This window comes from Lignipirellula cremea (genome assembly GCF_056501455.1).
On sequence record NZ_CM151415.1, the window covers coordinates 4997247 to 5012073 of the forward strand.

Below are 14827 nucleotides of genomic sequence, written 5' to 3' on the forward strand. Positions count from 1 at the left end.
GTCAAGCGCGGTACAGCGTGACGCTTCGATCCTGCGCTCGCGAAGCCGGTTCGCCGATTCGCGACGCGGACCGCAATAATCGACATCGCTCCGGCGTTAACTCTTTGACGCGTCGCGCACGCCGCCGAATCCTGACCGGGACGGACTTGCCGGTTCTTCGAGTCCCACGTGTCCGCTCGGACCTCCGGCGCCGTCGCAGCGACGACTCATCGCTCTCTTTTCTGCTTCGGCTTGGCCGACGTCTACAATCGGCTAAGGGCACGCTGAGTCCGGCTCGACCGGATGGGAGGAACGGAGTATGTCGCGGTTCGCTCTTGGAATCTTCGCGGCGGCCTGTACGGCATCGCTAGCTCTGGCTGACGGCGCTTACGCTCAGCGATGCGGTCCGGGAGGCGGCGGAAGCCAGCCCGGCTTCAGCATGCAAGGGCCGATGCAATCCAGCTTCGGCAGTCAGGCCGGTTCGCAGCCGACCCTGCAGCAGCAGGGCGCCCACTCGGCAGCGCATTTCGCCGCCGTGCAACAGGGCTACGCTCAGATCGTCGCGACTCGCCGACAGGAACTCGTTCAGCAGGCGGTCTATCGTGCGATGATGGCCGACCTGAATCGGGAACGGTTCGAACAACTCGCCGAGGCCGAACAGAAGCGACGGAGCGCGATCCGCGAACGAAACCGGAGGCGCGCGATCGAACAGAATGCCGAGAAGCAGCTCGAAGAGGTCTCGACGTTAAGCGTCGACCGTTAAGCGGCTCTCGCGCTACGCGCGAGCGCGCTCCTGGGCCTCGGTCGCGGCGCCGAGGCCTGACTCCGTCGGCGTATCGGACGCGCTCCGCGGGCGGACGCCGTTAAGTTCGTCCATCAGACGTTGGACCGCGGCATGCAGTTTGGCGGTGAGGGCAGGAACCTCGCCCCGCTCCTTGCGTTCGCTCGTCGCGATCGGAATCGCGTCGCCGATCACGATTTCGATGCGCCGCGTGCCGCGGACCCGGGGCAGATCGCGACCGAGGACGTCTTCTTCCAGCTTATCGATCGTTTCGGCGATGCGCTCGATCGACGGCTCGTTTCGCAGGTACGTGCCGGGATAGCTGTAGACCTGCATCACGAAGAACAGGTCTTCCAGGTCTTCGTTGAGCGGCTGCAGCGCGGCGAGCGCCTCCGGATCGCGGACCCAGCGATTCATGGTCACGAGGTCGTCTTCCGCCGTAGCGCGCTTCGTCCGTTGCTTTCCCTCCCGCTTGGCGCGAAAGCACGAAATCAATTCTTCCGACTTCAGAATGATCGCCTGCCGCAACGCCTTCACGCGTTCCGGGAAGGATCCGTTCCTGGGGACGCCGTGCTTCGCCTCCAGTTGCGACAGGACCGCCTCCATCAACGCGTCCATCCGGCCGCGGATCGGGCCGGCGGACGTCGCCCCGTGGTAGTCGATCTCCTTCAGAGCGAGCGACACCTCCGCCAGTCGATAGATCCGGCGCACGATGCCCGCGTCTCGCGGCGAACGGAGGTGAAAGCGCTCCTCCATCTCCGTAAGCGTGATCAGCAACTCGGGCGTCGGGTCGTCGACGTATCGGAACTTGATCGCGCAGGGAAATGCGACGATCCGGCGGGCCTGCTTCTTCGCCGCGGAGATCGCGATCGCGGCGGCGCCTTCCCGGAACGGCGTGATCTCGTCGGTGACGTGGTAGATGTCGCCTTCGGGAAAGATCACCAGCGGATGCTTCGCCGAGACGAGCAGTTCGATCGCCGTCTTGAACGCATGCCGGTCGTTCCGTTCGCGGTCGACGCTGAAGCAGCCGAGCCGTTGCAGGGCCCGGCTTTCGAACCAACTGCTCATCGCGAAGACTTGCCAGGCCGTCATGAAATAGAGCGGCTGGTCGACCGCATCGGCGGCCAGGTAGAGCGCGGCCGAGTCGTAGTGCGTCGAATGGTTCGGGACGATCAGCACGCCGTCGCCCGCTGCGGCGGCGGCCTTGACCTTCTCCATACCGCGAACGTCGAGCCCGACGATGCGCTGACCGACGCGGAGCTGACGCCGACGCCAAGGCCGCGTCCAGCGAATGAACGTCTCGCTGAGCTTCGCTTCCCAGCGTTGCGGCGGCGTAGCGTACGGCTGACGATTCATGGGCCCCTCTTCCCCCGAAGAGCCTTAGCCGACCAGTTGTTCGCGCTTCCCGGCGATGGTTTTCAGAAGCTTCTTCTGCGGGTCGGCGAACTTCTTAAGTCCCTCTTCCATCAGAACGCGTTCCATCTCCGCGAAGTCGACCTTCGCGTCGATCTCGTCGAGCACGTTCTGCGGCGGCAGCTTGTCGACCTGACGGATGAAGACGATCGACTTGTTGGCGATCGCCTCGTTCGTCTCGGGCGGGTTGGTTTGAATGTCGGAGCCCGCCAGCGCCGCGACGTACTTCTCTGCGGGATCGTCCTTCTTCTTGACGCCCGTGCTGGCGAAGATCATCTCCTGCTTGAGCGGCAGCTTTTTGTCGGCCCAGAACTTCTGGTTCATGGCCCAGATCCGCTTGGCGTTGACGATGCCGACCTGGCCCTGCGCGGCGGGCGAGAGCGAGGGGACCGCTTTCTCCGTATAAACGTCGATCCGCGACACGAAGATGCTGTAGACGCTCTTGAACTTGTCCAGCGACTTGCGGCGCTGGGCTCCCCGCCAGATCGCGTCGCGGGCGGCTTCGTACTGCCGATCGCTGAAGATCAGCGTCACGTTCAGCGAAATCCCCGCGGCGGCGAGTTCCTCTAGCGAAGCGAGTCCCGCCTCGGTCGCCGGAACCTTGATCATGCGGTTGTCGTGACCTTCGGCCCAGCGACGCCCCAGTCCGACGTACTGCGCCACCTTGTCGTCCAAGGCGACGGGCGCCTCAAGATCCTCCAGCAGCGGATCGATCTCGAAACTGACGTAGCCGTCGTCGCCGCGGGTCTGTTCCCACACGGGTCGGAAGACTTTCTGCGCGCTGCTGACGAACTCGTCCGTCATCTGCCAGGCGAGATCGCCGTCGTCGTCGATCTCGCGAGCGATCGCCGCCATCCGCTCGTCGAAGCGTCCCGTTTCGAGCAGGCCCGAGATGATGATCGGATTCGAGGTCGCGCCGGTCGCGCCTCGCTCGCGGTTGAGGAGCACCAGTTCCGGATCGACCGAGTCGAGCCAGAGTTTCGTGCCGGTGGCGAGCAGCGATTGAATCGAATCGGCCATGAGGGATTATTTCCTGAGAGAGGCCCGACAGTCAGCTTTCTTATCTCGGCGAACCGACGGCCCGCCTGCCGTCGCTATCATTCTCGTCCCTGCCATTCTATCGGGCGATTCTATCGGGCAGGGCGACGCATCGGAGACCGAGACGCGACGAATGGGAAGCGGGCGAGGCGCATCACCATGCTCATCTGGCGCCAACGGTCAGAAACTTGGCCCTTCCTTCGCGGAAACCTTATGCTGAATCTCTAGCCTCGGCGTGTTCGCGCGGGGCGGGCGTCTCTTCTCTCACGGAGTCAATCATGCGGAAGGATTTCACGGATATCACGCTCGTCGTCGACCGCAGCGGTTCCATGGAGGCGATCCGGCAGGACGCCATGGGGGGCGTCAATCGCTTCATCCTGGATCAGGCGGAGAAACCGGGCGACGCGGTTCTGACCCTGGTCCAGTTCGACACGGAGTACGAGTTCGTCCACCGCGCGACGCCGATCAAGAACGTACCGGCGTACGTCCTCACCCCCCGCGGCGGAACGGCCCTGCTCGACGCGGTCGGTCGCGCCATCAACGAGACGGGAGAACGCCTGGCGGCGCTTCCGGAGGCGGACCGTCCGGGCCTGGTGGTCTTCGTCGTCATGACTGACGGAGAGGAGAATTCCAGCAAGGAGTTCAGCAAGACGCAGATCAAGGAGAAGATCTCGCGCCAGCAGGACACGTACGGCTGGCAGTTCGTCTTCCTGGGAGCGAATCAGGATGCCTTCGCTGAGGCGGGGGCGATGGGGATGCAGGCACAGGCTGCCGCGAACTTTACGCCCGGCAAGGTCCTGCACGCGATGGCCGCCGCGAGCGCCAGCGTGGGACGGATGCGGGCCCAGTCGATCGCCTCGGAAACGATTCAGAACGAGTTCACGGACAGCGAACGGAAGAGCATGGAGTAGGCTGGCGACGTCCGTCGGCTCGAACGTTTCGAACTCTTCGTCGGCCCTCCGATGTCGTCCTACCGCCAGAACGATCCGTTCGCCGTTTCGACGCCGCAGCCCCATCCGGGCGCCGCGAACCTTTCGCCGCAGGAACGGAAGATCTACGAGTTCCTGTGGAATCATCGTGAGCGATCGCCGACCATGGGTCAGATGCTGGTGCAGAAGATTCCCGGGTGGATCCTTCTGGCGGCGTCGCTCACGATTACGCTGGTCGTGCTCTACTCGCTTCCGCTACTGTTCGGCACGGGCTCCTCCGAAGACTTCGATTCGCGCCCCTATCTTTTCGCCGGCGCGACCGGCCTGTTGCTCGGAGTGATGTTCCGCGACTACGGGTATGCCAAGAACGTCAAAACGCTCTGGCCGATCGAGGCGTCCGTCATCGACTTCGCGAAGGTCGAACGGCTGCTCTGGGGCGAGTCGCCGCGACTGGCCAGTCGCGAAGAGCCGCTAGCCGCGATTCCCGTCGAAGAGCGTCCCGCTTCGTCGGCGACCGACGTGCATTAGCAAATCTCTTCGGAACGCGAACATGAACCAGGAGCGGAGCGGAGTCTGGTCAGGCTTTTCCGGAGAGATAACGCAGCCGCAGCCGCTCAACTACATCGAGCGAGAGACCCTGAAACTGCTCTGGCGTTTTCGCCATCAGCCTCCTGGGTTCTTATGGCTGCTGGGGAGGACCGCGTTGATGGCCCTCCTCCTTCTGCCGATGCTTCTGATTCCAGGATTGATCGTCGCGTTCGGCGTAGGGGCTGCCGGATACTTGAGCGTGGGCGACAGCCCTGAAACGGTATCCCTCGCTTTCGCGACCGGAGCCGCGGTCTGGTTGGGGTTAACTGCCGGAGTCGTCGTACGAGACCTGATCGAGGTCGGATACGCGGTCGCATCGTGGCGGATGCTTAACCGCGTCTTGTCGTTTTCCGAAATCGAGCGTCGGCTGTACCCGGACCCGTCTGGCAATTCGATGACGGAGAGCCCGTCGTGACGGTCAGCAGCGAGCCCCCGACGAACCCGTACGCAGCTCCGCATGCCCGGCAGCACTCCGCAGCTCTGTCGAGAGCGGAACGGAGCATGCTGACGGAGGTTCTTGCGACGCGAGAACCGGGAGGGACAAGTTTCGTCCTGTCGCGAAACATGTGGAGATCGTTCGTCTGCTCGCCGATCGCCGTGATCCTATCAGGGCTCTTCGCTGCCGGGGCTTACGTTCTCTTCGATCTCTCGACCGGTTTTCTCGGCATCGTCGCGCTCGTCGCATTTCTCGCCGTGATGGCAGGGTTTCTCATGCGCGACGCCAGCGAAGCCTCGAACACGCGGACGCTCCGGGACCTTCTGTGCAGCATCACGAATTTCGAGGAAGCGGAGCGCCTTCTGTACGGGCGACCTGAAACGAACGCGACGCGTCACGAATCTGACGAGCCGATTGCGGCGATACCTGTCGAAGAGTAGCATCCGATCGAATCGCTTCTGGAGGCCGAAGCCAAGCTCGCGGAGCGTTCATGGCGAACGCGAGACCCCAGAGACCATTGGAAGGGGAGCCCGCTTGTCGCCGACGAAAGGAATCGTCAACGTCGCCTCGGTGCCGCACCGCAGCCCGTTCCGCTACCCGGGCGGCAAGACGTGGCTCGTCCCCTACGTGAGGATGTGGCTCGCGTCGCTGAACCGACGGCCGACGGAGTTCGTCGAACCGTTCGCGGGAGGAGGAATCGTCGGTCTGTCCGCGCTGTTCGACGACTCCGTCGACGCGACGACGCTCGTCGAACTCGATCCCGGCGTCGGCGCGGTCTGGTCCGTCATCGTCGAAGGGAAGGGACCGAAGCTGGCGGAGCGGATCGAAGCCTTCGACGTCACGCGGGAGAACGTTCAGGCGGTTCTCGCCCGGCGTACGCGAACGACGCTCGACCGGGCCTTCGCGTGCATCGTCCGCAACCGTATGCAGCGGGGCGGCATCATGGCGCCGGGGGCCAGCCTGATGAACGCGGGCGAGAACGGACGCGGACTCGCCTCTCGCTGGTATCCGCAGACGCTGAGGCGCAGGCTGCTCGATCTTCACGAACTGCGTCACCGCCTGCGGTTCGTCGCGGGCGACGGGCTGGCCTATCTGCGACAGATCGCGGCCCGAGAGGACGTCGCCTGCTTCATCGATCCGCCCTACACGGTCGCCGGGCGACGCCTCTACGCCCACTCCGAACTCGATCACGAAGCGCTCTTCGCGGTCGCCGCTCAGCTTCGCGGTCCGTTCCTGATGACCTACGACGACGCGCCGGCCGTTAGAGAACTGGCAGGGCGCTTCGGGCTCGACTCGGCGCCGCTTCCGATGAAGAACGCCCATCACGCTCTACGGACCGAACTTGCGATCGGCAGGAATCTGCCGCCCGCGGAAGTCGCCGTCGTCTAAACGCCAGCCGGCAAGCGTACGGCCTGGCACATTTAGACAGGCACGGCGACGGCGGCAGGCTCGTCGGCGAGCGCTCGCTCCATCGCGTCGGCGGCTTCGCGACCGAATTGCTTCTGGTGCGCCCGCATCAGCGGATAGGCAAGTCGCGAGAGCAGATGTCGCGGACGCGAGAAAGCCGAAACGTGAAAGAAAACTTCGCCGCTCTCGTCCATCTCGACGGCGAAACGCTCTTCCCCTTCGCCGGCATGATCGGGAAGCGTTCCGTAAGCGAACGCGAAGCGACGAACCGACGACGCCGTCTCGTCCTCCACGTAGACGATCCGGCAGGCGTTGAGCCACCAGATCCCGAGCACGCGCGCCACCACCGCTACGTCGTCGCCGGCGACGATCCGGTCCTCCGGCACGACGATCTGCACCCAGCCGAGTTCGAACTGCTTCCAGTTCCGCAGAGCGGATACTGCGGCGTCGAACGTCGCTTCGCCCGATCCCAGCCGACGACTCGTACGGTCGATGACGTACCGCTCAGGCGGGTTTCGTGCGGTGGCGCCGACGTCCCGGTAGCTCAGTTCCGTCCGCTTTTGACGGGCCAGGAACGAGTCGATCGCGGCTGTCGAAGGGGGACGAAAGAGTATCATACGGTACGCCGGAAACTGACGATCGAGCGTCTTTCGATTGGCGAATCGGCCGTCTTAGCGGCTGCCTCGCAATAACCGTACGCGCTGCGGGCTGATTCACCGATGGAAAATGCGACGGCGCTGCTGACTGGGGCCACCGGCTACGTCGGCGGCATGCTTCTGCCGGAATTGACGCGAGAGGGACTACGCGTTCGTTGTCTGGTCCGCGACGCGAAAAAAGCGACGAAACTGACTGATTCCGGCGCCGATATTCGACAGGGCGATCTGCTCGATCGGACGTCCGTCGAGCGAGCGATGCAGGGGGTCGAAACGGCTTATTTTCTCGTTCACCTGATGGGTGCGGGCAGGGACTTTCGCGAGCTCGATCGGGAAAGCGCCGTGAACTTCGCTGCCGCGGCGAGGGCCGCAGGAGTCTCCCGGATCATCTATCTGGGCGGACTGGGAGACGAGGAGGATCCGGAGTTATCTCCCCACCTGCGAAGTCGGCACAACGTCGGCAGGATTCTCCGCGAATCGGGGGTCGAAACGATCGAGTTCCGCGCCTCCATCATTATCGGAGCGGGGAGTCTCTCCTTCGAAATCGTCCGCAAGCTCACGGACCGTCTGCCGGTGATGATCTGCCCGAGGTGGCTAAAGACGCCGACCCAGCCGATCGCGATCGACGACGTGCTCGCCTACCTGCTGGCCGCCCGACGGTTGCCGAGCCAGGGAAGCCGCCTGTTCGAGATCGGATCGCCGGACGTGGTCAGCTACGGCGATCTGATCCGGATGTACGCGGAAGCGCGGCGCCTGCGTCGGCTGATGATTTCCGTGCCGTTCTTATCGCCCTACCTTTCGTCGCTCTGGCTCTCGCTGGTGACGCCGGCGACCGCGCCGATCGGACGGCATCTTATCGAGGGCCTGCGAAATCCGACGGTCGTCCAGCGTCCGCTCAGGGCGGAAGCCTTTTCGATTCGACCGCGATCGGTCCGGCAGGCGATTCGCGAGGCGTGCGAGGCGTTCGAATCGCACGCTTCGACCGATCGGCGAGCGGTCGAAGCCTGAGCCGCGGATCAGTCGCCGTCGACGCTGGCCAGCGCATTGCGAATCGTCGCGTATTCGCGAGGCACGGCGACCGCCAGCGACAGGATCGCGATCGGAATCGGCGCCGCGACGAAGGCGATCATCGCCGCGTCGAAGCTCCCCAGCCAGTCTTTCGCCAGCCCCGCGGCGAGCGGACCGAGACTCGACGTGCCGACCATCAAGGTCATCAGCAGGCCGCGGATCTTCCCCAGGTGCAGGCGTCCGAAATAGCGTGCCCAGAGGGGCTGCGACGCTCCGAAGAACAATCCCTGCGAGGCGCCGAGCAGGGCCCCCGCGATTCTGACGGTCGTCGACTCGCCGGACCAGGTCAGAACGGCGACGCCGATCGACAGCAGACTGATGCCGACGAACAGCAGCGAAGGAGCGTGAAAACGATCGGTCAGCGCCCCGCCCAACAGTTGGAACACGACGGAACCGAGAGCGAACGTGAGCATCATCGACGTCGCGTCGCTCTCGCCGAGCCCCCGCTCCTTCAGGATCGGCACCAGCGCGAAGAAGATCGCGGTGTGAATCAGCGCGAAGAGCGTGGTCCCGAGCGTCACGATCCAGAACGAATACGTGCGAACCGTCTGGCCCAGCGTCAGACCGATCAGCGAGTCGACTTCCTGCGGCTTCGAGCCCTTTTCCGAGGAAGGAGCCGACGCCGGTTCGCCGTCGACGCGCTGTCCGACGTCGCGCGGTCGATTGCGAAAGAAGGCGAAGATCGTCGGAAACAGGAGAACCCAGATCGAGATTCCGAGAATCGCGAACGCGCCTCGCCAGCCCCAGGAGCGCTCCAGCGAGAGATTGAGTTGCGGAATGACGCACGTCGCGCCGGCCATTCCGAGGGTGCGAAACGCCTCGACGAGTCCCAGCCGCTTCTCGAACCAGTAAGAGAGGGTGTTGCTGGAGAGAAATGCCAGCGCGCCTGGTCCGAGCGCCCGGAGACAGAAAAAGGCGCCGAGCAGCGTGAGCCAGTTCTGGACTCCAGCCGTCAGGACGCACGCCAGGCTGAAGGCGGTCACCGCGACGAGCAGCATCCGCCGCAGTCCGTGGCGATCCATCAGCGCCCCGAACCACCAGATCGGAAGCGCCGCGAGCGCCGTCCCGAGCATATACGCCGCAGCGAACTGGCTGTGCGACAGCGAGAGCGACTCCCGCATCGGCTCATTGAAGATCGAGACGCCGAACGTCTGGCCGGGAGAACTGGCGACCAGCGCCAGCATCGCCAGGGGCAGCATCACCCAGCCGTAAAAGAACGACCGACGCACGGGCGGAGCTGGCTCCGAACGCCTTACCGCGGCTTCGGTGCGCGCGTCGATTAGCACTTCACGCTCAGTCGTCTCGATCTCTGCGACGCTTGCCGACATGGCGTTCCTTCGAACTTCTGCTTCCAGAGCGTGGCAGAGAGTTTCCCCTAAAGCTTTCATCCTCGCGGACGGCCGCCTGCTTTCCAAGAGGAGGTCGGACCCTGAAGGTTCGCGTCGCCCCGCGGCCGCAACTATGGCGGAACTCCCATTCACTCCAGTCGCAAATCGGCGCCTGATCATTGAGCGCCGATCGCGGAGGAGTGCAGCACGACGAACTCGTAAGGGATGGTCCGATTCCACTAATCAAAAATTTTATCCCAGCAAAATGACTTTCCTTTCCCTTAAGGAATGATGAAGAGGATGCCGCGGAATTCTTTGATCTCGGAGGAGTTGTGTTTCATAAAAGAATTTCGCTGGCAATCGGGATGAAAGCCGTGACTTCATTCTGGTCCGTGACTTGCACCCGCCGGAGCCAGCGCGTGCGGTTCGGACTTAACTGAGTCTGACAGGGCCCGAAGACGCTAATGGATTTCCGGGCTCCCTACCCCCGCGCTCCCGCCCGTTCCGCCCACCTGCTTGAGGTCTCTGGATGCGTTCCCGTTTTCCGGCTCGCCGAGCCTTCACCCTGGTCGAGTTGCTGGTCGTCATCGCGATCATCGGCGTGCTCGTCGCTCTGCTTCTCCCAGCCGTTCAGGCTGCCCGCGAAGCCGCCAACCGCATGAGCTGCGGCAACAATCTGAAGCAGCTCTCGCTGGCGATGCACAACTATCACGACACGAACAAGGCCTTTCCGCTCGGCTATCTCAACCGGCACAACTGGCGGATCGCCATCCTGCCCTACATGGAGCAGACGACCGTCTACGACAATCTGTTCTTCGGGACGACGGACTTCTTTCGCGGGAACAGCACGGACAACAACACGCTCGTCCTGCGAAATCTCGTGATCGGAACGCACGTCTGCCCGTCGAGCGACGTCAATCCGCTCGACGACGGCCCCATCTACGATACGAATCGCTATCAGCGATCGCACTACTTCGCCATCGGCGGCGCCGTTCCGACGGTCAACCCCACGGCCTCCTGCCGGCAGTTCTACGGCTGGAGCTGCACGAACGGCCCGATTCTGGGGAACCAGGTCACCAAGTTCGCGAGCCTGACCGACGGAACGTCCAATACGCTGCTCATCGGAGAGCAGTCGGCGCTGGTCAAGTTTCCGGCGAACGGAGCGACGGCCAAGATCGACGGCATCTCCGGCTATCACGGCGGCTGGCACGGACCCGATAACGCGGACCGCGCGCTGGCTCAGAACGGCATCGGCTCCGGCATGACGCCGGTGTGGCTTCCCCCCAACGGGGACTGCATCGAAATGTGGCAGTGCCAGCTCGTCTATCTGAACTCCGCCGTTCTGGCCTCGAACCACTCGGGCGGGATTCAGTGCGCCATCGGAGACGCTTCGGTTCGGTTCATCCCGGACACGGTCGACCTTGAAACGTACAAGGCGCTCGCCATTCGTAACGACGGCCTCGCCGTTCAGCTTCCGTAAGCGAGGTCCAGTCGAATGAACCAGAAACTTAGTAGCCTCGCGCTCTTTTGCGCGGCGACGCTGACCCTCGTCGCGGTCGGCGGATGCGATTCGGGCATCGCTCCCACCGGTACGGTGGCAGGGTCCGTTACGGTCAAAGGCAAGCCGCTCACGAACGCGATGGTCACGATCTTTTCGCCGGCCCTGGGCCGCGGAACGAACTGTCGCATCGACGACACGGGCGCCTACGTCACGCCGATCGGACTTCCGCCCGGGTCGTATGCAGTCGTCGTCGAGAAGGTTCCTCCGCCGCCCGGCGAAATCGCAGTCCCGGGAATGCCGCCCGGAGTTCCGGGAGAATACGGCGCTTCCCACACGACGCCGCTCAAGGTCGAAGTCGTCGAGGGCGAGACCAAGTACGACGTCTCGATTCCCTGATCGAAGCGATGACTCGACGCAATCAACCGAGAGCGACGTCGCCTGGGTGACGTCGCTCTCTTCGTTTTTGCATCCGGCGATCATCGATCGCACGTTCGCGATCCGACCGGGATTACAATCGCCGGATGGCCTGGTCCGTCGCCTCGTCACGACATGCGACCGATGACCGGCCCGCTCCTCTCCCCGGAACGGCGACATGCAGCGCAGAACCTTCCTCGCCGGCAGCGTCGCTGCCGGGATCGGCGCCTCGATTCCCGAACTCTCGAGGCCTTCGCTGGCTGTGGAGCCGCCGGAGGCCGAGCCACAGGCGTCGGACGACGCTTCGCCCGAGTTCGCCGCGCTCGAAGTCATCGACTGCCACACGCACTTCTACGATCCGACGCGGAAGGAAGGCGTACCCTGGCCGCCTGCCGATTCGCCGCTTTATCGTCCGGTCTATCCGCGACACCTTCGGGAACAGAAGCAGTTCCGCCCGCTTACAGGAACGGTCGTCGTCGAGGCGAGCGCCTGGATCGAGGACAACGCCTGGCTGCTCGATCTGGCGAAGGACGATCCCTTTCTCGTAGGCATCGTCGGACGACTCTACCCGGGCGAGAAGGGCTTCGCGGAGCAACTGCGACGGTTCGCGGCGAACCCGCTCTACCGCGGCATTCGCGTGCTCGTGGAACCGCTGCAGGCGTCGCTCGACCGGAGCGAACTGGACGACTATCGTCGACTCGCGGAAGCCGACCTCTGCGTCGACGTCAACGGCGGAACGGAAATGCCGGCCGTCGTCGCGGAACTGGCGAAGCGAGTCCCGGATCTGCGCATCGCGATCAACCATATCGGCAACGTGCGGATCGACGCGAACGAGCCGCCGCGCGAGTGGGCGGAGAATATCCGCGCCGCGGCGGAGCGACCGAACGTCAGTTGCAAAATCTCCGGTCTGGTCGAGGGAGCAGGGCAGGGGGGCAAGCCCGCGCCGAGCGATCCCGACTTTTATCGACCCTACATCGATGTCGTCTGGAACGCCTTCGGCGACGATCGGGTCATCTACGGCAGCAACTGGCCAGTCTGCGAAGTCGCTGCCGACTACTTCACGACCCAGCGGATCTCGCTGACTTATGCCCAGGACAAGGGCGAAGCCGCGACGCGGAAGTTCTGCAGCGAGAACGCCAGACGCGTCTACAAGTGGCTCGACCGCGAAGGCCGCAAGCCGGCGTAATCCGCGTTGCATCGGGGCCGAGCTACGAACCCTGGTGATCCGTTGTTTCGAAGGGGAAAGTCATCCCGCATGCAGAATCGCCGAACGACCTTGATCGCTTTCGCGAGTTGTCTGATCTCGCTCAGCCTTTCCGGCACGACGGCTATCGCGCAGGTCGTCTCTCCGGAAGTAAGCGCTGACGGCGCGGTCGTCTTCCGCGTCCAACTCGGCGAGAACGCGAAACAGGCGATCGTCAGCGTCGGAGGCCAGAACCGGTCGTTGAAGAAAACCGACGGCAACGTCTGGGAGGCGACTGTCGAGAATCTGGCGCCCGGGATCCACGATTACGCGTTCCAGGTCGACGGCACGCGGATGATCGACCCGTCGAACCGCTGGGTGAAGAAGTGGCGCACGCTCGCCAGTCTGGTGGAGATTCCGGCGAGTCCGCCTGCGTTGACCGAACGGCAAGACGTTTCTCACGGCGTCGTCGTCCACGCGGTCTATCCGTCCAAGTCCGTCGGCGGCGATCGGCCCGTCGCGATCTATCTGCCGCCCGGGTACGACCCGACGGCGGAGCGAACCTACCCGCTGCTTCTGCTGCTGCATGGCTTCGGCGACGACGAGACCGCCTGGACGGAGGTCGGCCGCGCTCATCTGATCGCGGACAACCTGATCGCCGCCGGGAAGATCGAACCGACGATCATCGCCATGCCCTTCGGGCATCCGGTCCCCGTGTCGGCCGACGCGCGGCGAGGCGAGTACTGGCAGCGCAACGACTCCCTGTTTCGCGACGACGTGACGAACGACCTTCTGCCGTTTCTGGAAGAACGCTTGCGCGTCAGCGAGGACTCCGCCGACCGCGCCGTCGCCGGACTTTCGATGGGAGGCGGGCACGCTCTCTCGATCGGCCTTTCGCATCCCGAAGAGTTCTCCGCCGTCGCGGCCTTCAGCGCCGCGGCGCCGGAAATGGAAGGCGAAGCGTTGATCGCCGCCTTCCCCACGTTGAAAGGTCGGGAACCTGCCGCCAACCGCCTGAAACTGCTTTGGATCCCGATCGGCGAGAGCGACTTCCTGCTCGATCGCAACCGAAAGTTCGTCGCGCAACTGAAAGAATAGGGCGTGACGCACGTCTACCGCGAATCGCCGGGAGGCCACGAATGGGGCCTGTGGCGCGCGTTTCTGCCGGAGTTCCTGGAACAGGCGTTCCCTGGTAAGTAAGCCGGGGAAAGAGCGTCATTCATCCGTGCATTGCGATGGACGGGTTGCTGTCCAAGGAAAAACCTCGTAACCTCTCGATCGCCCCCTCGGCAGAGCGTTAACTCAACCGACATGAAGTCTTCGCGTCCTTAGCGTCCGCTGACGCTGAGCCAGAGAGTCCGCTGGGGTCCTCTTTTTCCGAAGACTTACGCATGTGGCTCAAGAATCAGTCGCTCCAGAAAATGGGCGGCGGACGCTCCGAACGCTTCGGTCTGTGGCTCTGGTCCACGGTGCAGATCTGGGGACTCGCCGCCCGGAAGGATCCGCAAGCGGTCCAGTTGCTGCGCGATATCCGTAAGGACAAGCGCTCGCTGCTCAGCACGTGGGAGCAGTACATGATCTACTCCCTGGCCCGCGCGGCGGCGAAGCGCGAGGGCGTCATCGCCGAGGTCGGGGTCTATCGCGGAGCCTCCGCGAAGCTCATGTGCGAAGTGAAGGGCGACCGCACGCTCTACCTGTTCGACACGTACGAAGGCCTGCCTGAGTCGTCCGCGGAAGACCGCAGCGTCCACAGCGTGGGCCAGTACGCCTGCAGCCTGGAGAACGTGCAGCAGTACCTCGACGGCTACTCGAACGTCCATTACTTCAAAGGCATCTTCCCCGATTCCGCGAAGGACGTTCCGGAACAGATGTACTCGTTCGCCCACTTCGACGTCGACTTGTACGAGGGGACGAAGGCCTGCTTGGAATACTTCTATCCGCGCATGCTGCCGGGCGGCGTCATCGCCTCTCACGACTACGGCCTGCTGGCCGGGGTGGAACAGGCCTTCGACGAGTTCTTCGCCGACAAGCCGGAGTCGGTCATCGAGCTTCCCTCGACGCAGTGCATGGTGGTGAAGCTGCCGAGCTGCGCTTCGGCGGCGTGATCGT

At 63.9% G+C, this 14827-nt stretch carries 16 protein-coding genes; 12 read left to right on the forward strand and 4 right to left on the reverse strand.

Going from position 1 to position 14827, the window contains the following annotated elements:
• The first annotated feature begins 298 nt into the window (after positions 1–298).
• Entirely contained in the window at positions 299–742 is a 444-nt protein-coding gene (locus SH602x_RS19435; RefSeq protein ID WP_479473884.1) for a hypothetical protein, read from the forward strand.
• Positions 743–754: 12 nt separating this feature from the next.
• On the opposite strand, the gene SH602x_RS19440 is transcribed toward SH602x_RS19435, so the two are convergent.
• Positions 755–2116, reverse strand: coding sequence for a lysophospholipid acyltransferase family protein (locus tag SH602x_RS19440; RefSeq protein ID WP_479473885.1), 1362 nt, complete (start codon positions 2114–2116; stop codon positions 755–757).
• Positions 2117–2140: 24 nt separating this feature from the next.
• The gene (locus SH602x_RS19445; RefSeq protein ID WP_479473886.1) at positions 2141–3193 is read right to left on the reverse strand and encodes a transaldolase family protein; all 1053 of its coding nucleotides are present in this window, start codon (positions 3191–3193) and stop codon (positions 2141–2143) included.
• Between the two features lie 296 nt (positions 3194–3489).
• On the opposite strand from SH602x_RS19445, the gene SH602x_RS19450 reads away from it, so the two are divergent.
• From SH602x_RS19450 to SH602x_RS19470, 5 genes are all read left to right on the forward strand, one after another.
• Complete coding sequence (locus SH602x_RS19450) at positions 3490–4122, forward strand: vWA domain-containing protein (protein ID WP_479473887.1); 633 nt, start codon at positions 3490–3492, stop codon at positions 4120–4122.
• Between the two features lie 51 nt (positions 4123–4173).
• Positions 4174–4668, forward strand: coding sequence for a hypothetical protein (locus SH602x_RS19455; RefSeq protein WP_479471404.1), 495 nt, complete (start codon positions 4174–4176; stop codon positions 4666–4668).
• Positions 4669–4690: 22 nt separating this feature from the next.
• Positions 4691–5143: a hypothetical protein gene (locus SH602x_RS19460; RefSeq protein ID WP_479473888.1), complete on the forward strand. Its 453-nt coding sequence runs from the start codon at positions 4691–4693 to the stop codon at positions 5141–5143.
• Positions 5140–5604, forward strand: a complete 465-nt coding sequence (locus SH602x_RS19465; RefSeq protein ID WP_479473889.1) for a hypothetical protein — start codon at positions 5140–5142, stop codon at positions 5602–5604. Before SH602x_RS19460 ends, SH602x_RS19465 begins: the two co-directional genes overlap by 4 nt.
• Positions 5605–5698: 94 nt before the next feature.
• Positions 5699–6553 (forward strand): DNA adenine methylase, encoded by an 855-nt coding sequence (locus tag SH602x_RS19470; protein WP_479473890.1) that lies wholly within the window; start codon positions 5699–5701, stop codon positions 6551–6553.
• Between the two features lie 32 nt (positions 6554–6585).
• On the opposite strand, the gene SH602x_RS19475 is transcribed toward SH602x_RS19470, so the two are convergent.
• Positions 6586–7188, reverse strand: a complete 603-nt coding sequence (locus tag SH602x_RS19475; protein ID WP_479473891.1) for a DUF1990 domain-containing protein — start codon at positions 7186–7188, stop codon at positions 6586–6588.
• 102 nt (positions 7189–7290) lie between these two features.
• On the opposite strand from SH602x_RS19475, the gene SH602x_RS19480 reads away from it, so the two are divergent.
• Positions 7291–8232, forward strand: a complete 942-nt coding sequence (locus SH602x_RS19480) for an NAD(P)H-binding protein (protein WP_479473892.1) — start codon at positions 7291–7293, stop codon at positions 8230–8232.
• 8 nt (positions 8233–8240) lie between these two features.
• Here the strand turns inward: SH602x_RS19480 and SH602x_RS19485 are convergent, their stop codons facing one another.
• Positions 8241–9521, reverse strand: a complete 1281-nt coding sequence (locus SH602x_RS19485) for an MFS transporter (protein WP_479473893.1) — start codon at positions 9519–9521, stop codon at positions 8241–8243.
• 628 nt (positions 9522–10149) lie between these two features.
• On the opposite strand from SH602x_RS19485, the gene SH602x_RS19490 reads away from it, so the two are divergent.
• The 5 genes from SH602x_RS19490 to SH602x_RS19510 all read left to right on the forward strand — a co-directional run bounded on the left by SH602x_RS19490 (position 10150) and on the right by SH602x_RS19510 (position 14823).
• Positions 10150–11100 carry a DUF1559 family PulG-like putative transporter gene (locus SH602x_RS19490; RefSeq protein WP_479473894.1) on the forward strand — a complete coding sequence of 317 codons (951 nt, stop codon included), beginning with the start codon at positions 10150–10152 and terminating at the stop codon, positions 11098–11100.
• Positions 11101–11115: 15 nt separating this feature from the next.
• Positions 11116–11517, forward strand: a complete 402-nt coding sequence (locus SH602x_RS19495) for a carboxypeptidase-like regulatory domain-containing protein (protein WP_479473895.1) — start codon at positions 11116–11118, stop codon at positions 11515–11517.
• 196 nt (positions 11518–11713) lie between these two features.
• Complete coding sequence (locus SH602x_RS19500; protein ID WP_479473896.1) at positions 11714–12721, forward strand: amidohydrolase family protein; 1008 nt, start codon at positions 11714–11716, stop codon at positions 12719–12721.
• Between the two features lie 69 nt (positions 12722–12790).
• Positions 12791–13816 carry an alpha/beta hydrolase-fold protein gene (locus SH602x_RS19505; RefSeq protein WP_479473897.1) on the forward strand — a complete coding sequence of 342 codons (1026 nt, stop codon included), beginning with the start codon at positions 12791–12793 and terminating at the stop codon, positions 13814–13816.
• A 293-nt stretch (positions 13817–14109) separates the two neighbouring features.
• Positions 14110–14823, forward strand: coding sequence for a TylF/MycF/NovP-related O-methyltransferase (locus SH602x_RS19510; protein WP_479473898.1), 714 nt, complete (start codon positions 14110–14112; stop codon positions 14821–14823).
• The last annotated feature ends 4 nt before the right edge of the window (positions 14824–14827 follow it).

Coding starts and splice junctions, on each gene's coding strand:
- SH602x_RS19435 (WP_479473884.1), top strand. CDS start 299: ATGTCGCGGTTCGCTCTTGGAATCTTCGCGGCGGCCTGTACGGCATCG.
- SH602x_RS19490 (WP_479473894.1), top strand. CDS start 10,150: ATGCGTTCCCGTTTTCCGGCTCGCCGAGCCTTCACCCTGGTCGAGTTG.
- SH602x_RS19440 (WP_479473885.1), bottom strand. CDS start 2,116: ATGAATCGTCAGCCGTACGCTACGCCGCCGCAACGCTGGGAAGCGAAG.
- SH602x_RS19475 (WP_479473891.1), bottom strand. CDS start 7,188: ATGATACTCTTTCGTCCCCCTTCGACAGCCGCGATCGACTCGTTCCTG.
- SH602x_RS19445 (WP_479473886.1), bottom strand. CDS start 3,193: ATGGCCGATTCGATTCAATCGCTGCTCGCCACCGGCACGAAACTCTGG.
- SH602x_RS19480 (WP_479473892.1), top strand. CDS start 7,291: ATGGAAAATGCGACGGCGCTGCTGACTGGGGCCACCGGCTACGTCGGC.
- SH602x_RS19495 (WP_479473895.1), top strand. CDS start 11,116: ATGAACCAGAAACTTAGTAGCCTCGCGCTCTTTTGCGCGGCGACGCTG.
- SH602x_RS19455 (WP_479471404.1), top strand. CDS start 4,174: ATGTCGTCCTACCGCCAGAACGATCCGTTCGCCGTTTCGACGCCGCAG.
- SH602x_RS19510 (WP_479473898.1), top strand. CDS start 14,110: ATGTGGCTCAAGAATCAGTCGCTCCAGAAAATGGGCGGCGGACGCTCC.
- SH602x_RS19450 (WP_479473887.1), top strand. CDS start 3,490: ATGCGGAAGGATTTCACGGATATCACGCTCGTCGTCGACCGCAGCGGT.
- SH602x_RS19460 (WP_479473888.1), top strand. CDS start 4,691: ATGAACCAGGAGCGGAGCGGAGTCTGGTCAGGCTTTTCCGGAGAGATA.
- SH602x_RS19505 (WP_479473897.1), top strand. CDS start 12,791: ATGCAGAATCGCCGAACGACCTTGATCGCTTTCGCGAGTTGTCTGATC.
- SH602x_RS19500 (WP_479473896.1), top strand. CDS start 11,714: ATGCAGCGCAGAACCTTCCTCGCCGGCAGCGTCGCTGCCGGGATCGGC.